Genomic DNA, 21578 nt, shown 5'->3' on the forward strand with positions numbered 1-21578 from the left:
GGGACTTTCTCACAGCTGCCTCTATCCTGTTGCGACAGGAGGATCAGCAGACCGCAGCAGCTGTGTGGAATACTGGAACGCGACCCGTCATGAGACGTTGGCGTGCACCGGACTCATGGCTCTTCGTTCGTGCCTCCGACCTAAAGAGCAGTAACCCCCCGCGACGAGTATCATGCACAATCGCATTATCGCCAACGACAGAACGAAGCTGCCGCAGCACATGGCAGAAAGCTTCATGCATGATCTGATCGACGGGTTCGACTGGTCGAAAACGCCGCTCGGACCGGTTTCGTCCTGGCCGGAAGCCATCGGCACGACCGTGCGCTTCATGCTGGCATCCGATACGCCGATGGCGCTTCTGCTCGGACCCGAAGGGGTGCTGCTGTTCAACGATGGTTATGCGGAATTTGCAGGCGCGCGTTACAAGACCCTGATCGGTTTGCCGGCGGTGGATGCCTGGCCGGAAGTCGCCGACTTCAACCGGGATAATGTTGTCCGTTTGAGCAGAGGCGAGACCTTCAGCTACAAGGAGATGAAGCTTCAGCTCAATCGGACGGGCGAACTGACCGATGTCTGGCTTGATCTCGAATATATCCCGATCACGGACCGAACGGGCGAGGTTCTCGGCGGTTTTTGCATCGTCCAGGACATCACGGAACGCATGGAAACCGAGCGCGCGCTTGCCGCCAGCCGGGAAACCATGTCGTTTGCGCTCGATGCGGCCGGTATCGTCGGCACCTGGGATTGGAACATTCCGGACGACATCATCACGGCCGATCGCCACTTCGCCGAGCTTTACGGGGTCGATCCCGTTGTGGCCGCGCGCGGAACGCCGATCGGCACCTTTTTTGACGGCATTCATCCCGCCGATCGCAAGAGCGTGCAGGCGTGGATCGAGACGGCCATTGCTCGATGCGGACCGTTTCGCGGTGAATACCGGGTGCGCGATCGCGACGGCGTCGAGCACTGGGTGCTGGCTGTGGGGCACGTCTTTTGCGGGCCGAGCGGCGAAGCAACGCGGCTTCCCGGAATTTCCGTCGAGATCACCGAGCGCAAAGCCACGGAAATGGCTCTGATCGACAGTGAAGCGCGATTTCGCGCCATTGCCGATACGATGCCGCAGATGGTGTGGTCGACGAGGCCCGACGGCTATCACGACTACTACAATGCGCGCTGGTACGAGTTCACCGGCATGCCGGAAGGCTCCACCGACGGCGAGGAATGGAACGGCATGTTTCATCCCGACGATCAGGAGCGCGCCTTTGCGCAATGGCGGCATTGTCTGGCAACGGGCGACCCTTACGAGATCGAATACCGGCTGCGCCACCGCTCCGGGCAATATCGCTGGACATTGGGGCGCGCCTTGCCGGTGCATGACGCCGAAGGCGCGATCATGCGCTGGTTCGGCACCTGCACCGATATTCATGAAAGCAAGATCGCGGCGGTGGAGCGCGAGATCGTTGCGCAGGAACTCAGCCACCGCATCAAGAACATCTTCGCGGTTCTGACCGGCCTCGTTTCGCTATCGGGCCGCGAACATCCCGAGCTTGCGCCGGTGGTGGGCGAATTGCGTCAGCGCATTGCAGCACTGGGACGCGCGCATGATTTCGTGCGCCCCCACAGCCATGTGTCGCGTGTGGCTGGGGTGGAAACCACGATGCATGCGCTCGTATCCGATCTCCTGTCGCCCTACGCCACCAACCAGAACCGGCTGGTCTTTCGCGGCGAAGATGTGCCGATCGACGATCGTGCCGCCACGCCGCTCGCGCTGCTGTTCCACGAATTGGCGACCAATGCCGCGAAATATGGCGCGCTGGCCAACAGCACCGGCTCGATCGCGCTCGAAACGCGGATCGATGCGCCGAGCGAAACCTATCGCATGACCTGGATCGAAAGCGGCGGGCCGAGCGTGGCTGAAGGCACGACCCCGTCCGGCTTCGGAACCAAGCTGATGGCGCTCAGCGTCAATGCCCAGATGGGCGGAACGCTGAGCCCGACCTTTTCGCCAAACGGACTGCGCATGGAGATCGCGATCCCCTTGCGCAGTTTGACGCGGGTTTATCAGTCGCCGCCGAAGGCCGAGGGTTAAAGCTCGGCCGATTTCGTCCAGAGATTGATCCCGGCGTCCACCGCATAGCGGTCGATCTCGGCGAGTTCTTCACGCGTGAAGTCGAGCTGCTTCAGCGCCCCGACGCAGTCGGCCACCTGGGACGGCCGGCTGGCGCCGATCAGCGCCGACGTCACGCGATTGCCGCGCAGCACCCAGGCAATCGCCATCTGCGCCAGTGTCTGGCCGCGACGCCCCGCGATCTCGTTGAGGGCGCGGATATTGGCAAGGTTTTCTTTGCTCAGCGTATCGGGCTTGAGCGACTTACCCTGCGTCGCACGACCGCCTTCTCCTTTGCCTGAAATGTATTTGTCCGTGAGCAGGCCCTGCGCCAGCGGCGTGAACACGATGGAGCCGGCGCCGACTTCGTCCAGCGTATCGAGCAGGCCATCATGCTCCACCCAGCGGTTGAGCATGGAATAAGACGGCTGGTGGATGAGGCAGGGCGTGCCGAGTTCCCTGAGGATTGCGGCTGCCTCGCGGGTGCGCTTGGAATTATAAGACGAGATGCCGGCATAAAGCGCCTTGCCGGACCGCACGGCGTGATCGAGCGCGCCCATCGTTTCTTCAAGCGGCGTGTCGGGATCGAAGCGGTGCGAATAAAAGATGTCGACGTAATCGAGGCCCATGCGGGCCAGGCTCTGGTCGAGGCTGGCCAGAAGATATTTGCGGCTGCCGAACGCGCCATATGGTCCCGGCCACATGTCATAGCCGGCCTTGGTGGAAATGATCAGCTCGTCGCGAAAGCCGGCAAAGTCGGTGCGCAGGATCTGGCCGAACGCGGTTTCGGCCGAACCGCCGGGCGGGCCGTAATTATTGGCGAGATCGAAATGGGTGATGCCGAGGTCGAAAGCCTGCTGGCAGATCGCGCGCTTGGTCTGATGCGGCGTGTCTTCGCCGAAATTGTGCCACAGGCCAAGCGAGATGGCCGGCAGCTTCAAACCGGAGCGGCCGCACCGGTTGTAGATCATGGCGTCGTAGCGCGTGTCAGCGGGGTGGTAGGTCATGCGTGGTCTCCCAGGGTTCGACCACGCATGGTGCCGTCTGGCGCGCACAAAGGCCAGACGTCAGTGCTTACCCAGCGTTCATCGCCCACGGTCCGTGGAATGCGCCCGGTCTGTCGATGCGCTCGAAGGAATGAGCGCCGAAGTAATCGCGCTGGCCCTGGATCAGGTTGGCCGTGCCGCGACCCTGGCGATACATGTCGAAGTAGGACAAAGCCGATGACAGAGCCGGCACCGGCAGACCAGCCGTGGCGGCGCGGGCGACCACCCGGCGCAAACCGGCCTGCGCTTCGCTCATCATCTCCACGAAGGCCGGCACGAGCAGGAGATTGCTTTCCTTTTCCGCGCCTTCGAACGCTTCGGCGATCGTGGACAGGAACTGCGAGCGGATGATGCAGCCAGCGCGCCAGATGCGGGCGATCTCCGGCAAAGGCAGGTCCCATTTGTAATCGCCGGATGCGCCGCTCATCACCGCAAAGCCCTGCGCATAAGCGGCGATCTTGCCGGCGAGCAAAGCGAGTTCGAGGTCTTCCAGCGGGCCTGCGTCGCGTTTCAGCGTTTCGCCGAGCGCGCCATAGGCCTTTTCAGCGGCTTCGCGCTCATCCTTGCGCGCCGACAGGCTGCGGGCGGCAACCGCGGCTTCGATGCCGGTGGCGGGAATGCCGAGCTGCTGCGCTTCGATCGCCGACCAGCGGCCGGTGCCCTTCTGGCCGGCACGGTCGAGGATGATATCGACGATCGGCTTGCCGGTTTCGGCATCTTCCGTGTCGAGCACGGCGGCCGTGATCTCGATCAGATAGGAGTTCAGGCGGCCTTCGTTCCAGCCGGCGAACACCGGCGCCATTTCCTTGGCCTGCATGCCCAGACCATCGCGCATGATGCCGTAGATTTCGGCGATCATCTGCATGTCGGCATATTCGATGCCGTTATGAATGGTCTTCACGAAATGACCGGCGCCGTTTTCGCCGAGCCATGCGCAACAGGCCTGGCCCTCGTATTTGGCGGAAATGTCCAGCAACACCTGCTCGACGCGCTTGTAGGAGGCTTGGGCACCGCCGACCATGATCGACGGGCCATGACGTGCGCCGACCTCGCCCCCGGAAACGCCCATGCCGATGAAGTTCAGCCCGGTTCCGTCGAGCAGCAGGTTGCGGCGGATCGTATCGTGGAAATTGGCATTGCCGCCGTCGATCAGGATGTCATCATGCGACAAAAGCGGCTTGAGCGCCTCGATCTGGTCGTCCACCGGCTCGCCGGCATTGATCATCAGGATGATGGGACGCGGCGGGCGGATCGCGCCAACGAATTCCTCGAGCGTGGTGCAGGGGATGATCTTGGAGCGCAGCGCGCCCGCTGCTTCAAAAAACGCGCCGGTCTTTGCCGTGGTGCGGTTGAACACCGCAATGTCGTGACCTTTTTCGGCGATGTTGAGGGCGAGGTTGGAGCCCATTGTTCCGAGCCCGATCAGGCCGATTTCCGCTTGCATGGCTATCTCCTTTAGTTCCGGCCAACAGACGCCAGCACGGGTCAAGGTCGGGATGGGGGATGTTGGGCACCATATCCGCTACGTCAACCAGCGGGAGCGGGCAGGAGCTATGCGCGATTGCGAAAGACGCCGTTTTGCAGCGGTTTCAGCGCCGGTCGCGGCTTCGCGCCTCCGGCTCTGCGAGCAGGCCGGAGGCAAGGGCGCGAAAGGCGGCGATCGCCTTGGGCAAAAGCACTTCCCGCTCGTCGCTGGCCGCGATCCAAAGCGCTGCGTTGAAAGCGGCACTCGATAGAAGACGCGCGCTGGCTTCCGCATCCACCGGCTTGAGAAGGCCCTTGTCGATCAGGCCTTCGATCGCCGTGCGTGTGACGGCCAGGCAGTTGTTCTGGCTCGGCCATTGCGATGGATCGCCAAGCACGGCCGGCCCATCGAGCAGAACGATGCGCTGGATTTCGGGGTCCAGGGCCATCTCGATATAAGCGGCCCCTTCCGCCACCAGGCACTCCCAGTCATGGCCCGCTCCTTGAGCAATGGTGTGGGCGCGATGCGCCATTTCCTCGTCGATCTGGTTTACCACCGCAGCGAGCAAACCGCGCTTGTCGCCGAAGTTGTGATAAAGCGCGCCGCGCGTCAGCCCGGCTTGCGCCGTCAGATCGTCCATGGACGCGCCGGCATAGCCCTTGTCGGCGAAGGCTGCGCGGGCAGCCTTGATCAGCTTGGCCCGGGTCGCTTCCATCGACGCTGCGCGCTTGTTTTCAGCCATAACACTCACGGTTCAGATCATACGCGGCGTATGCGAGTTGACATACGCGACGTATGAGATAGGTTTTACATACGAAGCGTATGCGTTGTTAGAGGCATTGCTTCGTCCGTGCAATTCTTATCCCCTCAACCGCTGAGACAAAAATCATGACCAAGCGAGACGCTGTTTTTCCTGCCGAGCGGCAGGACCTTTACGAGCGCAACGGCTATTCCGCAGCGATCCGCTCCGGCGACCTTTTGTTCGTGTCGGGACAGGTGGGAAGCCGGCCGGATGGTGAACCGGAACCCGAACTGGAAGCCCAGATCGAGCGCGCCTTTGCCAATCTCAAGGCAACGCTGGCTGCGGCAGGCTGCACTTTCGACGACATCGTCGACGTGACGACCTTCCATACGGATCCGCAAAAGCAGTTCGACACGATCATGAAGGTGAAGAACCAGGCGTTCCCGACCAAGCCCTATCCCAACTGGACGGCCGTGGGCGTGACCTGGCTGGCCGGCTATGACTTCGAGATCAAGGTCATCGCCCGCATCCCCAAACGGCGGCAAAAGCCGCCTGACGCCATCACGGTGCTGGAGCCTGAGCGGGTCAGCCGCTCTTGCGCTTGCGCCCGTAAAGCTCCAGCCGGTGATGCACGATGTCATAGCCGAGACGCTCGGCGATCTCGGCTTGCAGGGCTTCGATCCGCTCCGAATGAAATTCGATGACGTCGCCGGTGTCGAGATCGATCAGGTGGTCGTGGTGATCGCCGCCGGCCTGTTCGAACCGCGACGGGCCGCCTTCGAAAGCGTGGCGATGAATGGCGCCGAGACCTTCCAGAAGCTTGGTGGTGCGGTAAACGGTCGAGAGCGAAATGCTCGGATCGAGCGCGGAAGCGCGGCGGAAGATTTCGAGCGCATCCGGATGATCCTCGGTTTCGCCGAGGATGCCGACGATGATCCGCCTTTGCTTGGTCAAACGCACGCCGGCGCGCTTCAACTCGCCTTCGTAATCGCGTTTTTGAATCATCTGCGTTGTCATGGCCAGATTATAGCCGACCGGATGCCAGTTGCAAAAATTCTCATCTGAGATTTCCCCGGGAATGATCCGCCCAGCTGCAAATGATCTGCAAGTGCACTGATCAAGCTTTGCTCCTGCTCTAGATGCTGTGATGCGCGACGGGCGATGGAAAGCGGATCATGGATAAACCGGTAGGGGATGCGGGCTGGCGCCAGAACCAGGGCGAACTGTCGCTGGCCGATGTTCATGGCTCTATCCCGGTGCGACGCACCGGCCCGCTATGGAAGCGCGCCTTCGCCTTTATCGGGCCGGGTTATCTTGTGGCCGTCGGTTACATGGATCCCGGCAACTGGGCGACCTCGCTCGCCGGCGGATCGAAGTTCGGCTACACGCTGCTGAGCGTGGCGCTCGTGTCGAACATCATGGCGATCGTGCTGCAATCGCTTTGCGCGCGTCTGGCGATCGCTTCCGGTCGCGATCTCGCTCAGGCCTGCCGCGACGCTTTTCCCCGTTCGGTTTCCTATACGCTCTGGGCGCTGGCGGAGATCGCCATCATCGCCACCGACATTGCCGAAGTGATCGGCACGGCGATCGGCCTCAACCTGATCTTCGGCATTCCGCTCGAGATCGGCGTCGTGATCACCGCGCTCGACGTGTTCCTGATCCTTTACCTGCAAAAGCTCGGCTTTCGATGGGTGGAAGCCTTCATCATCGCGCTGCTGGGCGTGATTGCCGTGTGTTTCGGCATCCAGATCGCCATGGCCGATCCGAACTGGGGCGAGGTGATCCGCGGCTTTGCGCCGACGAGCGAGATCGTTTCCGATCCGGAGATGCTCTACCTCGCGCTGGGCATTCTCGGAGCCACCGTGATGCCGCACAACCTTTATCTGCATTCAGGTATCGTGCAGACGCGTGCTTATGGCGACACGCTGGAAGAAAAGCGCCACGCGTTGCGCTTTGCGACGATCGATTCCACGGTGGCGCTGATGTTTGCGCTGTTGATCAACGCCTCGATCCTGATCCTGGCGGCGGCTGCCTTTCATGCCACCGGGCAAACGGAGGTGGCGGAACTGGGCGAGGCGCATGCGCTGTTGAGCCCGCTCTTGGGCGCGGCCCTTGCGCCGACCCTGTTCGGCATCGCGCTTCTGTGCTGCGGCTTGAACTCGACGGTGACGGCGACGATCGCCGGGCAGATCGTGATGGAGGGCTTTCTTCATATCAAGCTCGCGCCCTGGCTGCGCCGCCTGATCACGCGCGCCATCGCCATCGTGCCGGCGGCGCTGGTGACGATCTGGTATGGCGAAGCTGGCACGGCCGAGCTGTTGATCCTGACCCAGGTCGTGCTCAGCCTGCAGCTGTCCTTCGCCGTGTTTCCGCTGGTGATGTTTACCGCCGACAAGACCAAGATGGGCGCGCTGGTAGCGCCGCGCTGGCTGGTTGTCTGCGCCTACGGGATCGCGGTCATCATCGCGCTGTTGAACGTCAAGCTGCTCATGGATTTCGTGATCGGCGGCTAAGCCCCGCCGGTCCCATCCAGGCAAGGACCTGTTCAGGCAAGGAGCTCTGCGGGCAAAGCGATCTTCAGGCAAAGAAAAACCGCGCCGCTGGGTGACCAGCAGCGCGGTTTCTCGAATTTGGAAGAGCAGTGCTTAGGAGCGAGCTGCGCTCGGTGCTGCGCTCTGAGCACCCTGGCCGCCCTGACCGCCCTGGCCCGGACGAGGCTCGCGGACCTTCTTCTTCGGTGCAGCAATCAGGCCTTCGCGCTGGGCGAGCTTGCGAGCGGCCTTACGGCTACGGCTCACGGCTTCAGCCTTTTCGCGCGCACGGCGTTCCGACGGCTTTTCGAAGGAGCGACGCGCCTTCATTTCGCGGAACACGCCTTCACGCTGCAATTTCTTCTTCAGAACGCGGAGCGCCTGCTCCACATTGTTGTCACGGACGAGAACCTGCAATGACTGACCCCTTGGTCTTTTTGGTCGAATTTTCCGGGCAAACCGACCGGAACAGGACCCATAAGAATCCACGACGGTCGACAGATGGGCTTCACCTAGTGCTAAACGGGGAAAATCGCAACCCTCCAGCCAAAATTTAGCTGCAAAGGGTTCGGTGCGAAGCTTAAGGCGATCAATGGCCGAAGGGAATCCACACAGACTTGATTTCCACCGCTCGTGTGAGGAAGCGCTCAGCCGAGCCTTCGACTGCCATCCAGTCGATCGCCCGCCCGCCGCTCGTCCATACGCGCTTGAGATTGACGGCGCTGTCTTCTTCCGCGTTTCTCGCCGTGTCGGCATCGGCCACGATCCAGAGACCGTCGACATCGGCGTGCCGGGCGAGAACCTTGCTCAGTTCGGCTGCGGAACCGGTGACGATGTTGACCGCGCCGGCGGGCAGGTCCGAGGTTTCGATCACCTGATAAAGATCGGTGGCGAGAAGCGGCCAGCGGGGCGAGGGCACGGCAACCACCGTGTTGCCTGCAGCCAAGGCGGGCGCGAGCATGGCGATAAGCCCGAGCAGCGGCTGAGCGTCAGGCGCGACGATGCCGATCACCCCGACCGGTTCCTTCAGCGACACGGCGATGGTGCGCGATGGCGGGTTGTGAACGCGGCCTTCCTGCTTGTCGGCCTGGCCGGCGCACGCAAACAAACGCTCGATCGAGGCTTCGACCTCCGCACGGGCTGCGTCCGGTGCAACGCCGGTGAGGTTTTGGATGCGGGCGGCGAACTCGTTTATGCGGATCGACAGGTTTTCGGCGAGGTAATAAAGCACCTGCGCGCGGTTGAAACCGGTCGCGCCGCCCCAGCTTTTCGCCGCGGCGCGGGCGGCTGACACGGCATCGCGGATATCCTTGCGGCTGCCGATACCGACTTCGCCGACATGACGGTTCTGCGCATCGGCGATCGCCATGCTGTAGCCGCTGTCCGGCCGCACCTGCTTGCCGCCGATGAAAAGTTTAGGCGTGCGGTCGATTAGCGTTTCGGAGGAACCTTGAACGGGTTGCGGCTGGAAAGGCACGATCGGCGCGCCGGGCGAAGTGTCGGCAGGGGCAAGATAGGCGCGCAGACCAGCATGACCGCCTTCGCGTCCGAAACCGCTTTCGCGCACCCCACCGAACGGAACGGCGGCATCGAGCATGTTCGTGCCGTTGATCCACACCACGCCCGCCTTGAGCTTGGGTGCGACATGCAAAGCAAGGCTGATCGTTTCCGACCAGACGGAGGCGGCGAGGCCATAGCGGGTGTTGTTGGCAAGCTCGATCGCTTCGCCCACATCGCGAAAGGTCATGGTGGCAAGCACGGGGCCGAACACTTCCTCCTGCGCCAGCACGTTGGAGGGCGCGACATCGAGCGCAAGCGTCGGCTGGAAGTAATGGCCGCCGGCGGGCAAATCGCCTTGCGGCTGCCAGCAAGCCGCGCCTTGGGCGCTGCCTTGCGCCACGAGGTTTTGGACGCGGGCAAGCTGGGTGGCATCAACGAGCGGGCCGAGGTCGGTGTTCTTGTCGAGCGGATCGCCGACCCGCAAACCTGCCATGCGCGTCTTCACCTTGGCGATGAAACGCTCGGCGATGCTTTCCTGGATCAACAATCGCGAGCCGGCGCAGCAGACCTGGCCCTGATTGAACCAGATGCCGTCCACCAGACCTTCAACGGCGGAATCGAGATCGGCATCGTCGAACACGATAAAGGCCGACTTGCCGCCAAGTTCGAGCGACAGGGCCTTGTTCGATCCGGCCGTGGCACGGCGGATGCGCTTGCCGACCTCCGACGAGCCGGTGAAGGCGATTTTGGCCACGCCGGGATGCTCGACGATCGCCTCGCCAACTGCCGGACCGCCCTGCACGATGTTGATCACGCCCTTGGGCACGCCGGCCCGCTCGCAGATTTCGGCAAACAGGATGGCGGTGAGCGGCGTGTATTCGGCAGGCTTCAAAACCACGGTGCAGCCGGCGGCAAGTGCGGGCGCGATCTTCCAGGCCAGCATGAGCAGCGGGAAGTTCCAGGGAATGATCTGGCCGCACACGCCAACGGCCCGTTCGCCGGGAAAGTCGCGTGAAAGGCTCTGCGCCCAGCCGGCATGATGGATGAAGTGGCGGATTGCCAGCGGCACGTCGATGTCGCGGCTTTCGCGGATCGGCTTGCCATTGTCGATCGTTTCGAGAACGGCAAACAAGCGGGCATGACGCTGCAGGGCGCGGCCGATGGCATAAAGCACACGGGCGCGATCATAGCCCGATGCGTCGCGCCAGGCGGGCAGGGCATCGCTGGCGGCTTGAACGGCGGCATCGACATCCGCGCGCTCGGCTTCCGCGATCTGCGCGATCAGCTTGCCGGTGGCGGGATCATGCGTGTCGAAGGTCTTGGCGCCGCTCGAAGCGCGCCATTCGCCTCCAATAAACAGGCTGCGGGAAAAATCGCGGCCGGCGAGCCATGTGTCGGCGTCGGCACGGCTTTCGGGAGCCGGGGCATAGTCCATCGCGTCGAAGCGCTCGAGGATGTTCATATCGTTCATCTCAAGCAAGCGCGTGGCGGTGGGTGGCGGAATAGCTTCCGGTGACGTGATGATCGAGCTGGCGCTCGATATCGGTCAGCAGGCTCGATGCGCCGAAACGAAAGAGATCGGGTTCGAGCCAGCGGCGGCCGAGCTCTTCCTTGATCAGCACCAGCCAATCCAGCGCGGTCTTGGTTGTGGAAATACCGCCGGCCGGCTTGAAGCCGATCCGGATGCCGGTGGCCCCGTGATAGGTGCGGATCGCGCGCACCATCGCAAGGCCGACGGGCAGGGTCGCGTTGACGCTTTCCTTGCCGGTCGACGTCTTGATGAAATCCGCGCCGGCCATCATCGCAACGGCTGAGGCGAGCGTCACATTGCGCAGGCTGACAAGATCGCCGGTGCCGAGAATGACCTTGAGATGGGCCGATCCGCAGGCTTGGCGGAAAGCCTGAACTTCGTCGTAAAGCTCCTGCCAGCGTCCGGCGAAAACAAGGCCGCGCTTGATCACCACATCGATCTCGGTTGCGCCATCGGCCACCGACAGCTCGATCTCGCGCACCCGGGTTTCCAGCGGGGCGAGGCCATGGGGGAAGGCGGTGGACACGGCGGCGATCTCGATCCCCGAGCCATGCAGCGCCTGCGCGGCGGTGGCAACGAAGGGATGATAAACGCAAACGGCGGCGGGGCGGATGAGGCGGTCGCCGAGGCCAAGGCCATCGCGCAACTCGGTGCTCAGCGGATGAAGCGCCTTGGCGCAAAGCCGGCGCACGCGCTCGTCCGTGTCGTTGCTGTTGAGCGTGGTGAGATCCATCAAGGCGAGCGCGCGCAGGAGCCAGGCGGACTGGTTGTCGCCTTTGATCGAGCGGCGTTTAACCAGCGTAGCGGCGCGGCGCTCGATGGCGCTCAGATTGACCGCGCGCAATTCATCGAGAAAGCGCGGATCGAAGTGAAGGCCGGGATTGCGCTGGGATTTCTCGGGCTCGGCCGGGTTAGCGGGCGCGTTCGCAGGAACGGATCGGCTCGTCGGCAGATGGTGCAAGGCAGCCGTTGGCTGGCTGCGCGGCGTTGATTCAGGACCTGTGGTGTTCATGAACGCTTCTCCCGATCGAAACCGTCATGCCGATAACACGCCGTTCTCCCGTGCAGCGTGCAAGCCCCTCGTTGAAAGAGGCTCGCACGTTCTGACCCCAAGGAAAAGCCTTGGAGATCGCGTCAGGCAGGAGGCGTCAGGCGCGGTAAAGCGCGCAAAGCTTGTTGCCATCCGGATCAAGCACGTAAGCGAGATGGATTTCGCCGGTGCCCGAATTGCGCGGTCCAGGTGCGTCCTCGACCGGGGTGCCGCCATGGGCAACGGCGACGGCATGGAATTCCTGCACCTGTTCCGGCGAGGTGCACTTGAAGCCGATCGTGCCGCCATTGGCCGCGGTGGCCGGCTTTCCGTCGATCGGCTGCGTCACGGCAAGGGCCGTGCCGTCATGGCGATACCAGAGGCGTTCCTGCCCGGTCTTGTTCTGATTATGCGCGGCAGCGCCGATGCCGAAAACACCCATCACGGCGTTGTAGAAGCGCTCCGAGCGCTCGATGTCGTTTGAACCGATCATCACATGACTGAACATCTGTTTTCCTCCCCGATGGGCTGCAGTGATCATCGCCAATACGATTAAAGGCGCAAGGCGTAAAGCAGACTGCGCCCACCTTCACCCTTCCGCCACCGGCTTCACATCGACGCTTTGCTGCGTGGAATGGCGGCCGCCGGCCTGGAGAACGCCGACGATAGGAGACACGTCGCGATAATCGCGGCCAAGGGCGACGATGATGTGGTCGTCGGAGGCGGGCATGTCGTTGGTGGGATCGAATTCCACCCAGCCGGCTTCGCGGCCGCACCAGGCTTGAACCCAGGCATGCATGGCGTCGGCACCCTCCAGCCGCTCCTTGCCTTCCGGCGGAATGGTGCGGATGAAGCCTGAGACATAGCCGGCGGGAATGCCCAGCGTATGACAGGCGGCGATCATGATATGGGCGAAGTCCTGGCACACGCCGCGCTTGCCGGCAAAGGCCTCGGCGATCGGCGTGTCCACCAGCGTCGCGTCGGGATCATAAGCGAAGTCGCGGTAAATGCGGCGGCAAAGGTCTTCGACCGTGGCACGCACCGAACGGCCGGGTGCCCGGCTCTTTTCGGCGTAAGCGGCGATCTCCGGCACGAAAGGCAGGCGGGCGGTCTGGCTGCGGAAATGATGCGGGGACCGGGAACCAAGCGAGCGGATCGCAGCGATTTCGGCCGCCAAACCGTCGAGATCGGGCGACATGTCGAAGGCCGCCGTTTCGCGTTCCACCGCCACCCGCGCCCGCATCACGAGCTCCAGACTGTCATGCGGTGCGTTGAAGCCGAGTGCCGTCGTGGCGTTGCGGAAGAAGTCGTGGGTGTCGGAGCGCTCGCCGGGCTTTGGCGTGACCGTCAGCGAGCTGTCGATCACGCGCTGGATGCCTGGAAGGGTCGGTGGCGTGACGCGCAGCAGATGGCGGCCGCCGGCAACGGGATAACCGTACTGATAATGCAGGCTGAGGCGGATATCGTAGAGCATCAGCGGAAATAGGTGGAGGTGAGCTGGTTCGACAGGCCGGCGAGATCGTCGCGCAGCGTATCAAGAACGGCGCGGTCGATCGACGCGGGATCGCGCACGGCGAGCGCGGTGTGCAGGCGCAGGGCCTCCAGGCGCAGCGGCGCGCGCGCGGGGGTCTCGCCGCGCAGGGGCAGGAGCTCGATCTGTGTTTTGAGTTCGGCCAACTGAAACAGGATCGAGCGCGGATTGAGCGGATCGAGCGCCAGAAGGTCGATGTGAGACAGCGCGCGAAAGGTCATGGAATAACGGCGGCGATGGGTGATCACGCTGTCGCCGATCTCGAGCAGCATATCGAGCGCGCCGTCGGGTGCGTCGGTGTCGGCGAAGCTGTCGATCAGCCGCGCCATCTGGATCGCGCGCTCCAAGCGGCGACCGATTTCCAGAAAGCGCCAGCCGGTGAAGCGCACCATGTTTTCATGCACGAGGCCGGAAAAGCCGGTGAGCTTGCGCAGGATCACGGTCATGGCGCGCGCCGCATCGTCGCCCGGCTGGATCTTGGGCGCGAACTGGCCGACGGCCTTCGAAAGATCGCGCAGGGCAAGCCAGCCATCGGGCGAAAAGCGGTCGCGCACGCGCGCTGCGGTTTGCTGCACATCGTCGATCGCATGAACGAGCGCGACCGGGATGCCGCGCGTGGGATCGGTGCCGAGCCGGCCGAGATAGGTGGCGGTCATGGCAAGAAGGCCGGAGCGGTCATCCGGGCGTTCGGCCAGCCGGCTGTTGTAGGCACGCAGGATCCGCACCGTGTCTTCGGCGCGCTCCACGTAGCGGCCGAGCCAGAACAGGTTGTCGGCCGTGCGCGACGGCAAAAGACCCTGCGGCGTGCGCACGACTTCGTCGCCTTCGCGGCTCATCAGGGTGACCTGATCGACGGGCTTGGGACTGGTCACCCAGACATCCGCGACGCGGCCGCCGCGCTGCATGGCGATCGCCTGCGGATCGGTGGTCTGAGCGATGCGGGCGAGACCGCCGGGCATGATCGTCCAACCATCCGCCGTGCGGGCGGCGTACACGCGCAGGATCACGGGGCGGGGCACCAGACGGCTGCGCAGGTTCACCGGCATGGTGGACAGCGCGATCGCTTCCTGGCCAACGATGCGGCTGCCGTTCCCTTCCGACAGATCGCGCAAGGCGGCCTGGCGCGCCGATGGCGTCATGACGCTTCCGCGCTTGGTGATGCCGTCTTCCACCGGCAGGCCGGTGGCGAAAGCGGGACCGATCAGAAGATCGTCGAAACGCTCCTGGACGATGCCGGCTTCGGCCTGCTGGCCGCACCACCAGGTCGCGATGTTGGGAATTTTCAGGGTTTCGCCGACGAGCCGTTCGGCAAGGGCGGGCAGAAAGGCGAGCAGCGCGCGAGTTTCCAGGATGCCGGAACCGAGCGCATTGACCATCGCGGCCTGGCCGTCGCGCAAGGCGCCGGCGAGACCCGGCGTGCCGATGCGGGAATCGGCGCGAAATTCCAGCGGATCGGTGAAGGCGGCATCGAGGCGTCGCCACAAAACGCCGAGAGGCTTGAGGCCGGACACTGTGCGCACCGTGATCTTGCCGTCCACCACCGCGAGATCCTCGCCTTCGAGCAGGGGAAAGCCGAGATAACGGGCGATGTAGGCGTGTTCGAAATAGGTGTCGTTGAGCGGGCCGGGCGTGATGATGGCGATCGCCTCATCCCCGCTGCGGCGCAGGCCGGCGAGATGTTCGCGGAAGTCACGAAAGAAGCCGGCTAAACGATGCACGTTCATGGCGCTATGCGTGTCGCCGAAGGCGCGTGTGATCGCAACGCGGTTTTCCAGGGCAAAGCCGGCACCGGACGGCGCCTGCGTGCGGTCGCCCAGAACCCGCCAGCGCCCGTTGCGGTCGCGGCCGAGCTCGAAGCCCACGAAATGCAGGAAATGACCGCCGGCCGGTCGGTGGCCGACCATCGGGCGCAGCCATTCGGGATTGTTTGCGACGAGATCGGGCGGCAGTAGCCCTTCCGCCACCATGCGGTTATCGCCATAGATGTCGGCGCACAGCGCTTCGAGCAGTTCGGCGCGTTGAATGAGGCCGGTGGCGATGGCCTGCCATTCCGCTTCGTCGAGGATCAGCGGCAGATGCGACAAGGGCCATTGCCGCTCGCTCGCGCCGCCTTCGTTGTAGAGCCGGTAGAACACGCCGGCATCGGAAAGATATCGGTCGGCGCGGGCGAAGCGGCGGCTGATCTCGTCCGGTTCCAGACCGTTCAACGCAGTCATCAGCGGTTGCCAGGCCGGACGCACGCTGCCATCCGCCGCCATCATCTCATCGAAGACGTCGGGAAAGGGGCGGTAAGCGCGCGCCAGCCCGGATCTGGGGCTGGATCTGGAAGTGGGCGTGGTCATGGGATGTGATAAAGCATTGATCGTGAGCCTTGTCTCACCACCAACGCTTTATCCTCCTGTTTGTGCGCAGCAATCCACGCGGGCCGCGTCCCTTCCGGCTGGTTTCACTCAGAAATCGGCCGGGCGGCGCAGGTCGAGCGTGTGCGGGAACTCCCGTGAGGGGTGTTCGGGTCGGAACGTGGCCGGACCCGGCGTATGACCATAGGGGATGAAGCGGGCCAGGCGCCGCGCTTCGGCCTCGTTGGTGTTGACGGGAAAGGTCTCGTAGTTGCGCCCGCCGGGATGGGCGACATGATAAACGCAGCCGCCGATCGCGCGTCCCGACCAGCGGTCGAAGATGTCGAAGGTCAGCGGTGCATCCACGGGGCGCGTCGGATGAAGCCCGGCGGCCGGCTGCCACGCCTTGAAGCGCACGCCGGCGACGAAGGTGCCGTTCGTGTCGGTCGGGGCCAGGGGTACGGCGCGGCCGTTGCAAAGGACGCCGTGGCGTTCGGGGTTGAAGCCCTCCGCGCGCACCTGCACCCGTTCAACCGACGAATCGACATACCGCACGGTGCCACCGATCGCGCCGGTTTCGCCCAGCACGTTCCACGGCTCCAGCGCCTGCCGGATCTCGAGGCGCAGGCCTTCCGTTTCCACCTCGCCGCAGAAGGGAAAGCGGAATTCGAGCAGGGCTTCGAACCATTCGGCTTTGACGGGAAAGCCGTGGCTGGTGAGATCGGCCAGCACATCGCGGAAATCGGCCCAGACATAATGCGGCAGCATGAAGCGGTCATGCAGCGCGGTTCCCCAGCGCACGAATTGGCCGTCGAGCGGTGCCTTCCACAGCCGCGCAATGATGGCGCGCACCAGCAGCTGCTGGGCAAGGCTCATGCGGGGTGAGGGCGGCATCTCGAAGCCACGGAACTCCACCAAACCGAGCCGCCCCGTCGGGCCATCGGGCGAAAACAGCTTGTCGATGCAGATCTCGGAACGATGGGTATTGCCGGTGACATCCACCAGCAGGTTGCGGAACAAGCGGTCCACCATCCAGGGCGCGGGCGCGAGACCTTCGCCGGGCATCGGCACCTGCGCGATGGCCGTTTCCAGCTCGTAGAGCGCATCGTGGCGCGCTTCATCCACGCGCGGGGCCTGGCTGGTCGGGCCGATAAACAGGCCGGAAAACAGATAGGACAAAGCGGGATGGCGTTGCCAATACAGAACGAGGCTTTTCAGGAGATCGGGACGGCGCAGGAACGGGCTGTCCATCGGTGTCGCACCGCCGACCACGACATGGTTGCCGCCGCCGGTGCCGGTATGGCGACCGTCGATCATGAACTTGTCGGCGCCGAGCCTTGTCTGCCGCGCTTCCTCGTAAAGCTTGGTGGTGGTGTCGACGCAGTCCTGCCAGTTGGTAGCCGGATGGATGTTGACCTCGATCACGCCGGGATCGGGCGCAACGCGGATCACTTCCAGACGCGGATCGGACGGCGGCGCATAGCCCTCGATATGCACGGGAAGGCCGATCTTTTTCGCGGCTTCTTCGGCTGCGGCGATCAGTTCGAGATAATCTTCAAGCGCTTCCACCGGCGGCATGAAGACGCAAAGGCGGCCATCGCGCGGTTCCACCGAGATGGCCGTGCGCACCACGCCTTCGATGGTGGAGGCGGTCTGTTCGACTTGGGTCTGGCCGACCGTCCCGGCCTCGAAGGAGGCTTCCGGCAAAGCGCGATCGTCGCCTTGCTGGTTGCGGGAGGCAGGCGTCGACAAAGCGCTGCGCGGCGGCAAGGGGGCGCGATCAACGGACGGGTCGGTCGGTACGATGAACGGAAAGCGTGCCGGCGGGATGTGTTCGAGCGCGCCGAGCGGCAGGCGATAGCCCACGGGGGAATCGCCCGGCACAAGCAGAAGCTTGCCGCGCCGCGTCTTCCATTTTTCCGTTTGCCAGCGATGGCCGGAGGCCCTGGCGTTCCAGCGCTGCACCGGCAGGACATAACCGGATGGCGTGTTCAGCCCCCGCTCGAACACGCGCACCATGCGGTTGCGCGCTTCGGCGTCGCTGAGTTCGGAATTGGCGGGATCGACATTGGTGGGCAGGTTGCCCTCGCGAAGGATCCATTCGGCGGGATCTTCGTAAGCCGGCGCAACGGCGTCGGCCGGCAGATCGAGATAAGACGCGATAGCGGCGGTCAGCGCTTCCGCTTCGCGCGGGCCGGCCTTCGTTTCCGCCGCTTCCGTCGCGATCAGGTCGGGATCGGTCCAGATCGGCTCGCCGTCCTTGCGCCAATAAAGCGAGAAGGTCCAGCGCGGCAGGGTTTCGCCGGGATACCACTTGCCCTGACCGTAATGCAGGAAGCCGCCCGGTGCGAAGCGTTCGCGCAAACGTCGGATCAGCTGGTCGGCCTTGTCGCGCTTGGTAGGGCCGACGGCGGCCGTGTTCCATTCCGGCGATTCGAAGTCGTCGATCGACACGAAGGTCGGCTCGCCGCCCATGGTGAGGCGCACGTCCTCCTTTTCCAGCTCCGCGTCGATCTTGTGGCCGAGCTGGTCGAGTTCGGCCCAGGCTTCGTCGGAAAAGGGCTTGGTGATGCGCGCATGTTCGGCCACGCGGGTAACCCGCATGTCGAAGGCGAAATCGACTTCGGCAAAGCTCGCCAGACCGCTGATGGGGGCGGCGTTGCGGTAATGCGGCGTGGCAGCAAGCGGAATATGGCTTTCGCCGGTGAGCAGGCCGGAGGTCGGGTCGAAGCCGATCCAGCCGGCGCCCGGCAGAAACACTTCCACCCAGGCATGCAGGTCGGTGAAATCAACCGCCGTGCCCGCAGGTCCGTCGAGCGAGACAAGATCGGGCTTCAGCTGAACGAGATAACCCGACACGAAGCGGGCAGCAAAGCCGAGATGGCGCAGAACCTGGACGAGCAGCCAGGAGGAATCGCGGCAGGAGCCGGACGCTTTTTGGAGCGTTTCTTCCGGCGTCTGCACGCCGGCTTCCATGCGGATGAGATAAGCGATCTCGCGCGAAATGCGCGTGTTGAGATCAACCAGGAAATTGACGGTGGACGGGGCCTGGCGCTCGATCGTGTCGAGAAAGGCCTGCAGGCGCGGCTCGGCCGTCTCCGGCGTGCGGTAGATCGACAGGTCTTCGATGATGTCGGCGGGATAGGTGAAGGGATAGCTTTCCGCTTCCGGCTCCACGAAGAAGTCGAACGGATTGTAGACGGTCATGTCGGCGACGACGTCGACCTCGATCTTCAGTTCGCGCACCGGCTCGGGAAACACGAAGCGCGCTTGCCAATTGCCGTAGGGGTCCTGCTGCAGGTTGACGAAGTGGTTGTCCGGCGAAACCTTGAGGGAATGCGAGATCACCCGTGTTCGCGAATGCGGCGCAGGGCGCAGGCGGATGATCTGCGGCCCGAGCGTGACCGGCCGGTCGTACCGATAATGCGTGAGATGGTGGATCGCAGCCTTGATCGCCATGCAGTGTTCTCGTTCCCCTGCGGCCTTGCTGGCCGCTTGTTGTTGTGAAACTGCACTAGACCGCGTCGGCAGGGGATCTGGCAAGCCTGGCGATCGTCTTAGGCAGGCGGCGCCAAGTGCCGCATCGTCAAGCAGGCACCGCAAAGCGGACGATCAGGCTTTAAAAGATAGATAATTAGCCGGCTTTGGATGGCGCAAAGCGGGCAACGAGCGCATGGGCATCGCCGGGATAAATGAGACGCACATGCGTCACCGGCTGTTCGGCATCCCAGGTGCGGCGCTCGATCGCCAGGCACGGTGTGCCGGGGGCAAGTTCGAGTGCAGCCAGGGATGCGTCGGCGGACACGGCGCTGATGCGATGTTCGGCAGCGCTCCATGGCACTTCGCCGATCAGCCAGGCGCCGGGCGATTGATGGATGAAGGTGGCGTCCTGCGCTTGCGGAACGGCGGCGAGGCTGATCAGCCGGTCTTCCCAGCAAAACGGGCGATCATCCGCCAGATGCAGGCAGGACAGGGCGAGAACCGGTACGGGCTTGGCGAGTTGCAGCCGCTCGCAATCGGCGCGCGTCGCCTGGCGGATCTTTCGCGTCGCGATCGTGTAGCGATAGGTAAAGCCGGCGGCTTCCACTTCCGCCTTCAGGTCGTGAATGTCGAGCACGGCCGATTGCAGAACTGGCCGCTTCACCACACTGCCGGACTTGCGGCGGCGCTCGATCAGGCCATCGGCGGCCAGATCGGTGAGCGCCTTGTTCACGGTCATGCGCGCGCAGTCATAGGTGGCCGCAAGCTCGGCCTCCGTGGGAATGCGCGTGCCGGGCGGCCATTCGCCCGACAGGATCTTGGCTTCGATCGCCGCGCGGATCCGGCGATGAAGCGGGATGGCGCGCTGTGTCACCAGGAAAGGAGCCGCTCGATCGTGCGGGTGAAGCGTTGGGCGATAACCTCGCGCTTGGCATGTCGGCCGGCTTGAACCTGCTTGTGGCCGTTGACCCAGACGCAATCCACGAGCGGACGGCCGGAAAAGATCCAGGCGTCGAGGATCGCGTCGCCCGCCCGGCCGGCGAGCGCGACATCATCGGCCTGAAGACTGACGAAATCGGCGGCAGCGCCTTCCTGCAGGCCGCTTTCAACGCCAAGCGCCTGCGCGCCGCCACACAGCGCGCGGTTGAACAGGGCGGCACCGTTCGATTTGCCGGGGTCAACCAGCATGTTGCGGCCGCGATGTTTGAGGCGCTGGGCATATTCCATCGCGCGCAGTTCTGCGCCGACGCCGATCTCGACATTGGAGTCCGAGCCGATCGCGATCGCGCCGCCCGCTTCGGCAAAGGCAACGCCTTCGAAGATGCCGTCGCCGAGATTGGCTTCGGTGATCGGGCAAAGGCCGGCCACGGCGCCAGTCCGGGCCATTGCGCGGGTTTCCTGCTCGCTCATGTGGGTCGCGTGGATCAGGCACCAGCGATTATCCACGGCCTGATGATCGAGCAGCCATTGAACGGGTCGCTGGCCGGACCAGGCCAGGCAATCCTCGACCTCCTTCACCTGTTCGGCGATGTGGATGTGGATCGGCTTGTTCGGGCGCAAGGCGGCAAGCCAGTCGAGTTCGTCCGGCGTGGTGGCGCGCAGGCTGTGCGGGGCGAGGCCGGTGACCCCGTTCGGCAGGGCATCGGTCAGCGTTTCGCAGCGTTCAACCAGAGCGGCGAACTGATCGCGGGTGTTGATGAAACGGCGCTGGCCCTCGTTGGGCGCACCGCCGCCGAAGCCGGAATGGGCGTAGAACACGGGCAGCAGCGTCAGGGCGATGCCGGTTTCCCTGGCGGCAGACGCAATGCGTGACGCGAGCTCGCCAAGATCGGCATAAGGCTGGCCGTCCGGCTGGTGGTGCAGATAATGAAACTCGCCGACGCGGTTGAAGCCCGCTTCCAGCATCTCGACATAAAGCTGCGCGGCGACCGCTTCGACATCATCGGGCGTCATGGTCAGCGCGAAGCGATACATCACCTCGCGCCATGACCAGAAACTGTCGGAACCCGGCCCGCGCACTTCGGCCAGACCCGCCATGCCGCGCTGGAAGGCATGGCTGTGGACGTTGGGCATCGCCGGCAGAAGGATGGCATGACGCTCGTCGCCGGCTTGGCGGTCGACGCCGGTTTCGAGCCGCGTGATGCGTCCGTCTTCAAGGCTCAGCCTGACGTCACCGGTCCAGCCGGTGGGCAGAAGGGCGTGGCTTGCATGGATCGTGGTCATCACCGTTCCCCTGTTTTTCTTGCTTGCCAAGCCTGCGCCTGTCTGTTCATTAT

15 protein-coding genes and 1 pseudogene are annotated in these 21578 nt (G+C 63.9%); 3 read left to right on the top strand and 13 right to left on the bottom strand.

The features are described from left to right. Positions 1-172 precede the first annotated feature (172 nt). Positions 173-2089 carry a PAS domain-containing sensor histidine kinase gene (locus JYU29_RS13760; RefSeq protein WP_213985378.1) on the top strand — a complete coding sequence of 639 codons (1917 nt, stop codon included), beginning with the start codon at positions 173-175 and terminating at the stop codon, positions 2087-2089. Here JYU29_RS13760 and mgrA read toward each other — a convergent pair. The 3 genes from mgrA to JYU29_RS13775 all read right to left on the bottom strand — a co-directional run bounded on the left by mgrA (position 2086) and on the right by JYU29_RS13775 (position 5360). Then, complete coding sequence (mgrA, locus tag JYU29_RS13765; protein WP_213985379.1) at positions 2086-3114, bottom strand: L-glyceraldehyde 3-phosphate reductase; 1029 nt, start codon at positions 3112-3114, stop codon at positions 2086-2088. The genes JYU29_RS13760 and mgrA overlap by 4 nt on opposite strands. Positions 3115-3181: 67 nt before the next feature. Beyond that, entirely contained in the window at positions 3182-4597 is a 1416-nt protein-coding gene (gene gndA, locus JYU29_RS13770) for an NADP-dependent phosphogluconate dehydrogenase (RefSeq protein ID WP_213985380.1), read from the bottom strand. Between the two features lie 145 nt (positions 4598-4742). Then, the gene (locus JYU29_RS13775; protein ID WP_213985590.1) at positions 4743-5360 is read right to left on the bottom strand and encodes a TetR/AcrR family transcriptional regulator; all 618 of its coding nucleotides are present in this window, start codon (positions 5358-5360) and stop codon (positions 4743-4745) included. 146 nt (positions 5361-5506) lie between these two features. On the opposite strand from JYU29_RS13775, the pseudogene JYU29_RS13780 reads away from it, so the two are divergent. Further along, positions 5507-5896: pseudogene (locus JYU29_RS13780) on the top strand (RidA family protein); the annotation flags it as partial. A gap of 49 nt (positions 5897-5945) precedes the next feature. Here the strand turns inward: JYU29_RS13780 and JYU29_RS13785 are convergent. Beyond that, positions 5946-6365 (bottom strand): Fur family transcriptional regulator, encoded by a 420-nt coding sequence (locus JYU29_RS13785; protein WP_213985382.1) that lies wholly within the window; start codon positions 6363-6365, stop codon positions 5946-5948. A 170-nt stretch (positions 6366-6535) separates the two neighbouring features. Between JYU29_RS13785 and JYU29_RS13790 the strand changes: the two genes are divergently transcribed. After that, the gene (locus tag JYU29_RS13790; RefSeq protein ID WP_213985383.1) at positions 6536-7873 is read left to right on the top strand and encodes an Nramp family divalent metal transporter; all 1338 of its coding nucleotides are present in this window, start codon (positions 6536-6538) and stop codon (positions 7871-7873) included. A gap of 132 nt (positions 7874-8005) precedes the next feature. Here JYU29_RS13790 and rpsU read toward each other — a convergent pair whose 3' ends face one another. From rpsU to JYU29_RS13835, 9 genes are all read right to left on the bottom strand, one after another. Further along, a complete protein-coding gene (gene rpsU / locus JYU29_RS13795) occupies positions 8006-8308 on the bottom strand; it encodes a 30S ribosomal protein S21 (protein ID WP_213985384.1) in 303 nt (100 codons plus the stop codon). A 172-nt stretch (positions 8309-8480) separates the two neighbouring features. Then, a complete protein-coding gene (locus JYU29_RS13800; protein ID WP_213985385.1) occupies positions 8481-10853 on the bottom strand; it encodes an aldehyde dehydrogenase family protein in 2373 nt (790 codons plus the stop codon). A 10-nt stretch (positions 10854-10863) separates the two neighbouring features. Continuing rightward, a complete protein-coding gene (gene deoC, locus JYU29_RS13805; RefSeq protein WP_213985386.1) occupies positions 10864-11934 on the bottom strand; it encodes a deoxyribose-phosphate aldolase in 1071 nt (356 codons plus the stop codon). A 136-nt stretch (positions 11935-12070) separates the two neighbouring features. Next, positions 12071-12460 (bottom strand): VOC family protein, encoded by a 390-nt coding sequence (locus tag JYU29_RS13810; RefSeq protein ID WP_213985387.1) that lies wholly within the window; start codon positions 12458-12460, stop codon positions 12071-12073. Between the two features lie 81 nt (positions 12461-12541). Continuing rightward, the gene (locus tag JYU29_RS13815) at positions 12542-13426 is read right to left on the bottom strand and encodes a transglutaminase family protein (RefSeq protein ID WP_213985388.1); all 885 of its coding nucleotides are present in this window, start codon (positions 13424-13426) and stop codon (positions 12542-12544) included. Next, entirely contained in the window at positions 13426-15825 is a 2400-nt protein-coding gene (locus tag JYU29_RS13820) for a circularly permuted type 2 ATP-grasp protein (protein ID WP_213985389.1), read from the bottom strand. Before JYU29_RS13820 ends, JYU29_RS13815 begins: the two co-directional genes overlap by 1 nt. Before the next feature lie 108 nt (positions 15826-15933). After that, a complete protein-coding gene (locus JYU29_RS13825) occupies positions 15934-19281 on the bottom strand; it encodes a transglutaminase family protein (RefSeq protein WP_213985390.1) in 3348 nt (1115 codons plus the stop codon). A 175-nt stretch (positions 19282-19456) separates the two neighbouring features. Continuing rightward, the gene (hutC, locus tag JYU29_RS13830) at positions 19457-20176 is read right to left on the bottom strand and encodes a histidine utilization transcriptional repressor HutC (RefSeq protein ID WP_431192863.1); all 720 of its coding nucleotides are present in this window, start codon (positions 20174-20176) and stop codon (positions 19457-19459) included. After that, positions 20173-21525: a formimidoylglutamate deiminase gene (locus JYU29_RS13835; protein ID WP_213985391.1), complete on the bottom strand. Its 1353-nt coding sequence runs from the start codon at positions 21523-21525 to the stop codon at positions 20173-20175. The genes hutC and JYU29_RS13835 overlap by 4 nt, the downstream gene beginning before the upstream one ends. Positions 21526-21578: the final 53 nt, after the last annotated feature.

Origin of the sequence: Tianweitania aestuarii (genome assembly GCF_018457165.1) — a bacterium.
Taxonomy (GTDB): domain Bacteria; phylum Pseudomonadota; class Alphaproteobacteria; order Rhizobiales; family Rhizobiaceae; genus Tianweitania; species Tianweitania aestuarii.

Coding starts and splice junctions, on each gene's coding strand:
- JYU29_RS13760 (WP_213985378.1), top strand. CDS start 173: ATGCACAATCGCATTATCGCCAACGACAGAACGAAGCTGCCGCAGCAC.
- mgrA (WP_213985379.1), bottom strand. CDS start 3,114: ATGACCTACCACCCCGCTGACACGCGCTACGACGCCATGATCTACAAC.
- gndA (WP_213985380.1), bottom strand. CDS start 4,597: ATGCAAGCGGAAATCGGCCTGATCGGGCTCGGAACAATGGGCTCCAAC.
- JYU29_RS13775 (WP_213985590.1), bottom strand. CDS start 5,360: ATGGCTGAAAACAAGCGCGCAGCGTCGATGGAAGCGACCCGGGCCAAG.
- JYU29_RS13785 (WP_213985382.1), bottom strand. CDS start 6,365: ATGATTCAAAAACGCGATTACGAAGGCGAGTTGAAGCGCGCCGGCGTG.
- JYU29_RS13790 (WP_213985383.1), top strand. CDS start 6,536: ATGGATAAACCGGTAGGGGATGCGGGCTGGCGCCAGAACCAGGGCGAA.
- JYU29_RS13800 (WP_213985385.1), bottom strand. CDS start 10,853: ATGAACATCCTCGAGCGCTTCGACGCGATGGACTATGCCCCGGCTCCC.
- deoC (WP_213985386.1), bottom strand. CDS start 11,934: ATGAACACCACAGGTCCTGAATCAACGCCGCGCAGCCAGCCAACGGCT.
- JYU29_RS13810 (WP_213985387.1), bottom strand. CDS start 12,460: ATGTTCAGTCATGTGATGATCGGTTCAAACGACATCGAGCGCTCGGAG.
- JYU29_RS13815 (WP_213985388.1), bottom strand. CDS start 13,426: ATGCTCTACGATATCCGCCTCAGCCTGCATTATCAGTACGGTTATCCC.
- JYU29_RS13820 (WP_213985389.1), bottom strand. CDS start 15,825: ATGACCACGCCCACTTCCAGATCCAGCCCCAGATCCGGGCTGGCGCGC.
- JYU29_RS13825 (WP_213985390.1), bottom strand. CDS start 19,281: ATGGCGATCAAGGCTGCGATCCACCATCTCACGCATTATCGGTACGAC.
- JYU29_RS13835 (WP_213985391.1), bottom strand. CDS start 21,525: ATGACCACGATCCATGCAAGCCACGCCCTTCTGCCCACCGGCTGGACC.